Origin of the sequence: Aquimonas voraii, assembly GCF_900101825.1 — a bacterium.
Lineage (GTDB): Bacteria > Pseudomonadota > Gammaproteobacteria > Xanthomonadales > Xanthomonadaceae > Aquimonas > Aquimonas voraii.
In genome coordinates this window covers 97,715-106,174 of the sequence record NZ_FNAG01000013.1, presented here as the reverse complement: position 1 = coordinate 106,174, position 8,460 = coordinate 97,715, and the positions used below count along the sequence as shown (strand labels likewise).

The 8,460-nt window shown below is 69.8% G+C and carries 7 protein-coding genes; 4 read left to right on the top strand and 3 right to left on the bottom strand.

The window, feature by feature from the left end; all coding sequences use genetic code 11:
• The 3 genes from BLP83_RS15720 to BLP83_RS15710 all read right to left on the bottom strand — a co-directional run.
• A partial coding sequence (locus tag BLP83_RS15720; RefSeq protein WP_483757028.1) for a flagellin N-terminal helical domain-containing protein occupies positions 1-461 on the bottom strand: 461 nt, incomplete at its 3' end.
• A gap of 252 nt (positions 462-713) precedes the next feature.
• Complete coding sequence (locus BLP83_RS15715; RefSeq protein WP_091244966.1) at positions 714-1,148, bottom strand: hypothetical protein; 435 nt, start codon at positions 1,146-1,148, stop codon at positions 714-716.
• Between the two features lie 137 nt (positions 1,149-1,285).
• On the bottom strand, positions 1,286-1,738 hold the full coding sequence (locus BLP83_RS15710) for an RDD family protein (RefSeq protein WP_091244963.1): 453 nt from the start codon (positions 1,736-1,738) through the stop codon (positions 1,286-1,288).
• A gap of 41 nt (positions 1,739-1,779) precedes the next feature.
• Between BLP83_RS15710 and xerD the strand changes: the two genes are divergently transcribed.
• The 4 genes from xerD to BLP83_RS15690 all read left to right on the top strand — a co-directional run bounded on the left by xerD (position 1,780) and on the right by BLP83_RS15690 (position 8,375).
• Positions 1,780-2,763 (top strand): site-specific tyrosine recombinase XerD, encoded by a 984-nt coding sequence (gene xerD, locus BLP83_RS15705; RefSeq protein WP_091244960.1) that lies wholly within the window; start codon positions 1,780-1,782, stop codon positions 2,761-2,763.
• Positions 2,764-2,904: 141 nt separating this feature from the next.
• The gene (locus tag BLP83_RS15700; RefSeq protein WP_091244958.1) at positions 2,905-3,642 is read left to right on the top strand and encodes a DsbC family protein; all 738 of its coding nucleotides are present in this window, start codon (positions 2,905-2,907) and stop codon (positions 3,640-3,642) included.
• 249 nt (positions 3,643-3,891) lie between these two features.
• On the top strand, positions 3,892-7,764 hold the full coding sequence (gene purL, locus BLP83_RS15695; protein ID WP_091244956.1) for a phosphoribosylformylglycinamidine synthase: 3,873 nt from the start codon (positions 3,892-3,894) through the stop codon (positions 7,762-7,764).
• Positions 7,764-8,375, top strand: coding sequence for an exosortase H-associated membrane protein (locus BLP83_RS15690; protein WP_091244953.1), 612 nt, complete (start codon positions 7,764-7,766; stop codon positions 8,373-8,375). The genes purL and BLP83_RS15690 overlap by 1 nt, the downstream gene beginning before the upstream one ends.
• The last annotated feature ends 85 nt before the right edge of the window (positions 8,376-8,460 follow it).

The following is an 8,460-nucleotide window of genomic DNA, read 5'->3' as shown; positions in this document are numbered from 1 at the left end:
CCGGCATTGGCGCCGACCTGGAAGGCCTGGCCGGTGAAGCTGCCGTCGAGCAGCTTGGTGCCGTTGAACTCGGTCTGGGTGGCGACGCGCTGGATTTCCGACTGCAGCTGGGCGACTTCCTTCTGCAGGGCCTCGCGATCGGTGGCGCTGTTCGAGGCGTTCGAGGACTGCACCGCCAACTCGCGGATGCGCTGCAGGTTGTTGCCGATCTCGCCCATGCCGCCTTCGGCGGTCTGCGCCAGCGAGATGCCGTCGTTGGCATTGCGGGTGGCGACGTTCAGGCCGCGGATCTGGGTGCTGAAGCGCTCGGAGATGGCGAGGCCGGCGGCGTCGTCCTTGGCGCTGTTGATGCGCAGGCCCGAGCTCAGGCGTTGCAGGCTGGTGGCGAGCTGGCTGCCGGAGGTGGACAGGTTGCGCTGCGCGTTCAGCGAGGCGACGTTGGTGTTGATGACCTGCATGATGACTCTCCTTGAAACCGGTGCCGGCGTGCGGCGCGTGGGTCGGATGCGGCAGGCGGTGCTTGCCTGCGCCTGATCCAGTTATCGGAGGTGAGCCGTGTTTCTTTAGGGCGATTTTTGAGGATCGTCGTGCCGCCGGCTGCCGAACTAAGGAAACAGGCGCGTCGGCGAGGCCGGTTGTGCGGCTGGCCTTGAATCGCGCGCAAAAAAAGGCGGGCCGGAGCCCGCCTTGCCTTTCGAGGGCGTGCGGTGGCTTCAGCGCAGCAGGGCCAGCGCGGTTTCCGGCTTCAGGTTGGCCTGAGCACTGACGACTTGCGCGCCTGCCGTCTCTGCCTGCAGACGCAGGCGCCCCAGGCTCTCGTTGATGCGCTGCGCGGTTTCCGCACGGGTCTGGTCCAGCAGCTCGGACGCCGACGGCGCGCCACCTTGGGCGGTCCGCGCCAGTCCGGCGCTGCCGCTCAAGGGACGCGGTCGCGCGAGGAACTCAGCGCCCAAAGCGAAGGTGTCCTGCCCCGGCTGGATTCGTTGGTCGATCTGCAGGCCCAGATTGGATGCCTGCTGGGTTTCCGCCGCACCCGTCGGGTTCAGTGCCTGGCCGCTGCCAAGACGCTGGCCGGCGCGCGACTGCGTGTCGAGATCGACAGCGCGCGTGCTCTGGGCGGACAGGGTGGGTTTGACGTTGATCTGCATGGCGGCCCCCGCTGGGGATGAGCTCGAGTGCTGACGCGCAGTCTAGGCCCGGGGCCGCGCGCGGGTCGTCAAGCCGGACACGGTCGGGTGTCAGGGCAAACCTGACATGTCTGCCTGTGGCCGATCGGATCCGTGGTTCAGCGTTTGGGTAGACGCACGGTCAGCGTGCCGGAGGCCAGTTCGTGCCAGCTGCGGCGCTCGCGGTCGATCAGGACCCAGACGAAGCCCAGCCCGGCCGCGGCGAGTGAGACCGCGCCCACCGCGAAGCGCAGCGCGATCGCCGTCCAGCCCGGCGGGTTGCCGCTGGCGTCGACCGCGCGCAGGCGCCAGGCGCGCATGCCGAGCGTTTGGCCGCCGAAGCGCCAGGACAGGCCCGCATACAGAAAGGTCGCGGCGACCAGGGCTGCGAACTCCAGCCAGGCGCCCAGGCTGCCCGGGGTGACGGGCTCGCCGCCGTTCAGGGCATAGCTCAACACTGAAACCGCGAACCAGATGCCCAGCACCGGGAAGAAGTCGTAGACCAGCGCCAGCAGGCGCGGCAGCAGGGGCGCAGTTTCGACTTCGAGGCGGGGGGCAGGGGCGGTGCTCATGGGCGGCAAGGATACCGGGCTCACTCGCTAAGCTTGCGCGCATGCCGACGCCGCCGACTCCCAAGCCGAGATCCAAGCCCGCCTCCGCCGCCGATCGGAGGGAGCAGACCCTCGCCCTGCCGCCTGCGCGCGAGGCCGACCAGCGCCTGATCGAGGCCTTCATCGAGCGCGCCTGGGCCGAGGACGGGCTGTCGCGCAACACCCAGGATAGCTACCGCCGCGACCTCGAAGGCTTTGCCCGCTGGCTGGTCGACCATGGTCCGGGTCTGTTCGAGGTGGGTCGCAGCGAGGTCTACGCCTATCTGGCCTGGCGCAGCGCGCAGGGCTACAGCCCGCGCAGCGGTGCGCGCCTGCTGTCCAGCCTGCGCCGCTTCTATGCCCAGGCCCTGCGCCTGAACCGTATCGGCAGTGATCCGCTGGCACTGATCGAAAGCCCCAAGCTGGGGCGCCCGCTGCCCAAGGCCCTGACCGAGGCCGAGGTCGAGGCCCTGCTGGCCGCGCCCGAGCTCGACAGCCCGTTGGGCCTGCGCGACCGCGCCATGCTGGAGTTGATGTACGGCACCGGTCTGCGCGTCTCAGAGCTGGTCGAGCTGCCGGCCACCGCGGTCAACCTGCGCCAGGGCGTGCTGCGGGTGATGGGCAAGGGCAGCAAGGAGCGTCTGCTGCCGATGGGCGAAGAGGCCCAGCATTGGCTGCAGCGCTACCTGGACGAGGCCCGCCCGCTGCTGGCCCGCGGGCGGCAGCCGCTGGCCCTGTTCCTGTCGCGGTTGGGCGAGGGCATGAGCCGGCAGATGTTCTGGCATGGCGTGAAGCAGTTGGCCCTGCGCGCCGGCATTCCCGGCGAGCGCGTCAGCCCGCACACCCTCCGGCACGCCTTCGCCACTCATCTGCTGAATCACGGCGCTGATCTGCGCGCCCTGCAGATGCTGCTGGGCCACAGCAGCCTGTCGACCACCCAGATCTACACCTTCGTCGCGCGCGAAGGCCTGAAGCGCCTGCACAGCCAGCACCATCCGCGCGGCTGAGGTCGGCCGTAGCTGCCCGGCCGGCTCGGGTACACTCGCCGCCGCCCGCGCCTGCCGCGGCACAGTGAACTTCCGGCCCGGGGCACGGTCGCAGCGCGACAGGCCCGCAGCCCGCCGGCCCATCCAGCTTCGAGGAACCGCATGACCCGCATCCTTGCCGGCGCCGTGATCGCCGCCCTGAGTCTCGTGGCCACTGCCACGCCCGCCATCGCGCAGTCCGGTGAATCCGCGGTACGCGGTGCCATCGAAACCCTGGTGCCGAACGCCAAGATCGACAGCGTGTCCGAGTCGGTGGTGCCGAACCTGTACGAGGTCACCATCGAAGGCCGCGTGGTCTATGTCACCGCCGACGGCCGCTACCTGATCCAGGGCTCGCTGTTCGACATCCCCAACCGGGTCGATGTCACCGAGGCCAGCCGGGCCAAAGTCCGCCGCGAGGCCCTGGCCGAGGTCACCACAGGCCGCATCGTGTTCGCGCCGCCGAACCCCAAGTACACGCTCACCGTGTTCACCGACATCGACTGCGGCTACTGCCGCAAGATGCATGAGCACATGACCGAGTACAACAGCGCCGGTATCGCCATCGAGTACATGTTCTTCCCGCGCGCTGGCATCGGCTCCGAGAGCTACCAGAAGGCGGTTTCGGTCTACTGCTCGACCAACCAGCAGAAGGCCATGACCGACGCCAAGGCCGGCCAGCCGCTGGATATGAAGGAGTGCGAGAACCCGATCGCCGACCAGTTCAACCTGTCGCAGAAGATCGGCGTGACCGGCACCCCGGCCGTGTTCGCCGAGGACGGCACCCAGCTCGGCGGCTACATGCCGCCGGACCAGCTGCTGCAGCGTCTGGAGGCAATGGCGGCGGCGCCCAAGCAGTAAGCCGCGCCAGCCATCCGGAAAGAGAACGGCGATCCCGGCTGCGGGGTCGCCGTTCTTCGTTTTGGCGGCGCGGTCGCCGCGGTTTCGGGCAAGAGGGCGGCATCGCCGATCGGCTGGCAAGCGTCGTAGGAGGGCGGGCTCCCGACGCCCGCCACTGCCCGGGAACAACTCGGGTCCGGCCCGCTCCGGGCAAGCTGGTAGAATCCGCGCCCCGCATTCCTCGCGCCGCGCGCGCGTGACAAGGTCAGCATGATCGTGTTCGAGGGCCAGGCGGCCCTGTCGTCCTTCCGTCTGGCGGCACTGGCCGCCCGCGTTGGCAGCCTGGCACCGGGCCTCGGCCCTGTCTCCACCCGCTGGCTGTATTTCATCGAACTGGAGCCCGGCGCGGTTCTCGGTGAAGCGGACAGCCTTCGCTTCGGGCGCATCCTCGAAGCCCGCCCCGGCAGCGCGCAGCCTGCGCCGACTTCACCCTGGGTGCTGCCGCGTCTGGGCACGCGCTCGCCCTGGTCGACCAAGGCCACCGAGATCCTGCGCGGCGCCGGCCTGCCGGTGGCGCGGGTTGAGCGCGGGCTCGCCTATGCGCTGAACGCCGAGCTGCCGGCCACGCCGGGCCTCGCCGTGCTGCTGCACGATCCGATGACCCAAAGCCTGGTGGTCGAGGGCTCGCGTCTGGCCGGCCTGTTCGCCGCACAGCCGCCGGAGCGGGCCGAGCGCATCGCCCCGGCCGAGCTGCCGGCGGCCAACCGCCGCTTGGGCCTGGCCCTGTCCGAGGACGAGATCGAGTACCTGCAGGCGCGCTTCGCCGAGCTGGGGCGCGACCCGTCTGACGCTGAGCTGATGATGTTCGCGCAGGCCAACTCCGAGCACTGCCGGCACAAGATCTTCAACGCCAGCTGGCGGATCGACGGCGAGAACAAGGCGATCAGCCTGTTCGGCATGATCCGCAACACGCAGAAGGTCTCGCCGCAGCTGACCCTGTCCGCGTACAAGGACAACGCGGCCGTGGTCGAGGGCTTCAGCGCACGTCGCTTCGCCGCCGGCCCCGATCGCGTCTACGTCGAGCGCGCTTCCGTGCCTTCGGCGTTCGCGATCAAGGTCGAGACCCACAACCACCCGACCGCGATCTCGCCCTTTCCTGGGGCGGCCACCGGCTCGGGTGGTGAGATCCGCGACGAAGGCGCCACGGGCCGCGGCGGCAAGCCCAAGGCCGGGCTCACCGGCTTCACCGTCAGCCATCTGCGCATTCCGGGGTTGCCGCGGCCCTGGGAGAACGCGCGTCCACTCAACCCGCGCATGGCCACGGCCTTCGAGATCATGCGCGACGGCCCGATCGGCGCGGCAGCGTTCAACAACGAGTTCGGCCGGCCGGCGCTGACCGGCTATTTCCGCAGCTTCGAACTGCCCACCGAGCAGCCCGGTGTGTACCGCGGCTACGACAAGCCGATCATGCTGGCCGGCGGCATTGGCAGTATCGAGCGCGACCAGGTCGAGAAGCGCCGCCTGCGTCCCGGCGATGCCGTCGTGGTGCTCGGCGGGCCGGGCATGCTGATCGGTCTCGGTGGCGGTGCGGCCTCCTCGGTGGCCTCGGGCCAGAGCAGCGAGGACCTCGACTTTGCCTCGGTGCAGCGCGACAACCCCGAGATGCAGCGCCGCTGCCAGGAAGTGATCGATCGCTGCTGGCTGCTGGGCGAGGCCAACCCGATCCTGTCCGCACATGACGTCGGCGCGGGCGGCCTGTCGAACGCGCTGCCCGAGCTGCTGAACGATTCCGAGGTCGGCGGCGAGATCGATCTGGCCCAGGTGCCCTCCGACGATCCCGGCCTGTCGCCGATGCAGCTGTGGTGCAACGAGGCGCAGGAACGCTACGCCCTGGGCATCGCCGCCGAGCGCCTGGCCGAGTTCGAAGCCCTGTGCCGGCGCGAGCGCTGCATTTATGCGGTGGTCGGCCGGGTCACTGCCGAACGCCATCTGCGCGTCACCGATTCGCGGCCGCAGGCGCTTGCGGTCACCGGCACGCCGGAGGCGGTGATCGACCTGCCGATGGACGTGCTCTTCGGCAAGGCGCCGAAGATGCACCGCGATACCCGGCCGCCGCGCGCTGTGGCCTGGCCGCGGCTCGACCCGTCCGCGATCGACCTGCGCGAAGCAGGCCTGCGCGTGCTCTCGCATCCCAGCGTGGGCGCCAAGCAGTTCCTGGTGACGATCGGTGATCGCACGGTCGGCGGCCTCTCGGCCCGCGACCAGATGGTCGGGCCCTGGCAGCTGCCGCTGGCCGATGTCGCCGTCACCCTGGCCGACTTCGAGGGCTATACGGGTGAGGCGATGGCGCTGGGCGAGCGCAGCCCGCTGGCCCTGATCGATGCCGCCGCCTCCGCACGCATGGCCGTTGGCGAAGCCCTGACCAATCTGGCCGCCGCACCCGTGGCGTCGCTGAAAGAGGTGAAGCTGTCGGCCAACTGGATGGCCGCGGCCGGTTTTGACGGTGAGGACGCCCTGCTGTTCGAGGCAGTGCAGGCGGTCGGCATGGAGCTCTGCCCCGCGCTCGGCATCGGCATTCCGGTCGGCAAGGATTCGCTGTCCATGCAGGCGCGCTGGCAGCACGGCGATGAGACCCAGACGGTGGCCTCGCCGGTGTCGCTGGTGATCAGCGCGTTCGCACGCGTCGAGGACGTGCGCGCCACCCTGACTCCCGTGCTGGCGACCGACCAGGGCGAAACCGAGCTGTGGCTGATCGGCCTGGGCGCCGGCAAGCAGCGCATGGGCGGCTCGATCCTGGCGCAGTGCTACGAGCGCTTCGGCGGTGCAAGCCCGGACATCGAGGATGCCGAGACCCTGCGCGAGTTCTTCGATCTGATCCAGACCGCGCGCGCCGAAGGCCTGATCCTCGCCTACCACGATCGTTCCGACGGTGGCGCCTTCGCCGCCGCCTGCGAGATGGCCTTCGCCGCTCACTGCGGCCTGCGCCTGCAGCTGCAGGGCTGGTCCGAGCAGGCGATCCCGGCGCTCTTCAACGAGGAGCTGGGGGCGGTCGTGCAGATCCGCACCGAGGACCGCGCGGCTTTCGCCGACCTGGTCGAGCGTCACGGTCTGATCCACTGCGCGCAGCGCATCGGCCGGCCCAGCCGCCGGCCCAGCGTGCGCGTGCTGGACGGCGACGCCATCGTCGCCGAGTGGACGTGGAAGGATCTTTTCGAGGCCTGGTGGTCGACCAGCCATGCGATCCAGCAGCGTCGCGACGAGCCCGGCTGTGCCGATGCCGAACTGGCCCAGGCCAGCGATTTCGAGGCCGCGCCGCTGGAGGCTGTGCTCAGCTTCGAGCCCGAGGACGACATCGCCGCGCCCTACATCAACACCGGCGCGCGGCCGCGGGTGGCGATCCTGCGCGAGCAGGGCGTCAACGGCCAGGTCGAGATGGCCGCGGCCTTCCATCGCGCCGGCTTCGAGGCCGTCGATGTGCACATGAGCGACCTGCTGGAAAACGGCGGCTCGCTGGCGAGTTTCCGCGGCCTCGCCGCCTGCGGTGGTTTCAGCTACGGCGATGTGCTGGGCGCGGGGCGCGGCTGGGCGACCTCGATCCTCGAGCATGCACGCCTGCGCACCGAGTTCGAGCGCTTCTTCCACCGTGCCGATGCCTTCGCCCTGGGCGTCTGCAACGGCTGTCAGATGCTGAGTCAGCTCAAAGATCTGATTCCCGGCGCGGAGGACTGGCCGCAGTTCCACCGCAATGCCTCGGAGCAGTACGAGGCGCGGCTGGTGCAGGTCGAGGTGCTGGAATCGCCCTCGATCCTGCTGCGCGGCATGGCCGGTTCGCGCTTGCCGATCGTGGTCAGCCACGGCGAAGGCCGAGCAGTATTCGCCTCGGCCGAGCAGCAGGGCAGGGCGGCGGTCGTGCTGCGCTATGCCCTGCACGGCGGTGGCCCGGCGAGCGCGTATCCGCTCAATCCGAACGGCTCGCCCGAGGGCATCACCGGCCTGACCAACCGCGACGGCCGGGTCAGCTTGATGATGCCGCACCCCGAGCGCGTGTTCCGGACGGTGCAGATGAGCTGGCATCCGGCCGGCTGGAGCGAGGCTTCGCCCTGGCTGCGTCTGTTCCGCAACGCCCGCGCCTGGGTCCAGTGATGCAGCTCTCGCCGCTGCGCCAGTTCATCCTCGCCGCGGCGCTCTGGCTGCCGGCCTGCTTCTTCCTGTGGGCGGTGCTGATCTCGCCGATCCTGATGCCAGTGGCCAAGCTCGCACAGCTTGTGCTGCTGCAGCTGCTGCCGCAGACGGTGGAGCTGATCGAGCAGGACGGTCAGAACTTCGAGGTGGTCACCCGTCTGCTCACCGAGGCCGATGCCAGCGGCCGCGTGGGTCAGCTGGTGCTGAGCTCGACGCCGATGATCTACGCCTGGTGTCTGCCGCTGTTCGCAGGGCTGGTGATGGCCGCCCCCATCGAGGCCCGCCAGCGTTTGAAGCAGTTCGCCATCGGTATCCCCGTGCTGTGGCTGGTGGTGAGCTGGGGTGCGGTCTTCGATGCGCTCTATCTGCTGCAGTTCCAGGCTGGCGCACTGGGCCAGGCGGCCCTGCAGCAGGCCGGGCTCGCGCCCAATCTCGTCGCCCTGGGCTACCAGTTCGGTTATCTGATCCTGCCGCCGGTGGTGCCGATCGTGATGTGGATCGGGCTCAACAGCGCCTTCCTGCAGGAACTGGTGGAGTTCACCCGGGAACCACCGGAGCCACCCGCAGTCTGAGGCCCGCTTCCGCGTCGCGGCAGCCCCCGCGCCGGCCCAGGGGTTATCCTTGCCGGCCCATCCTTCTGGCCGCTTGAGGCAATCC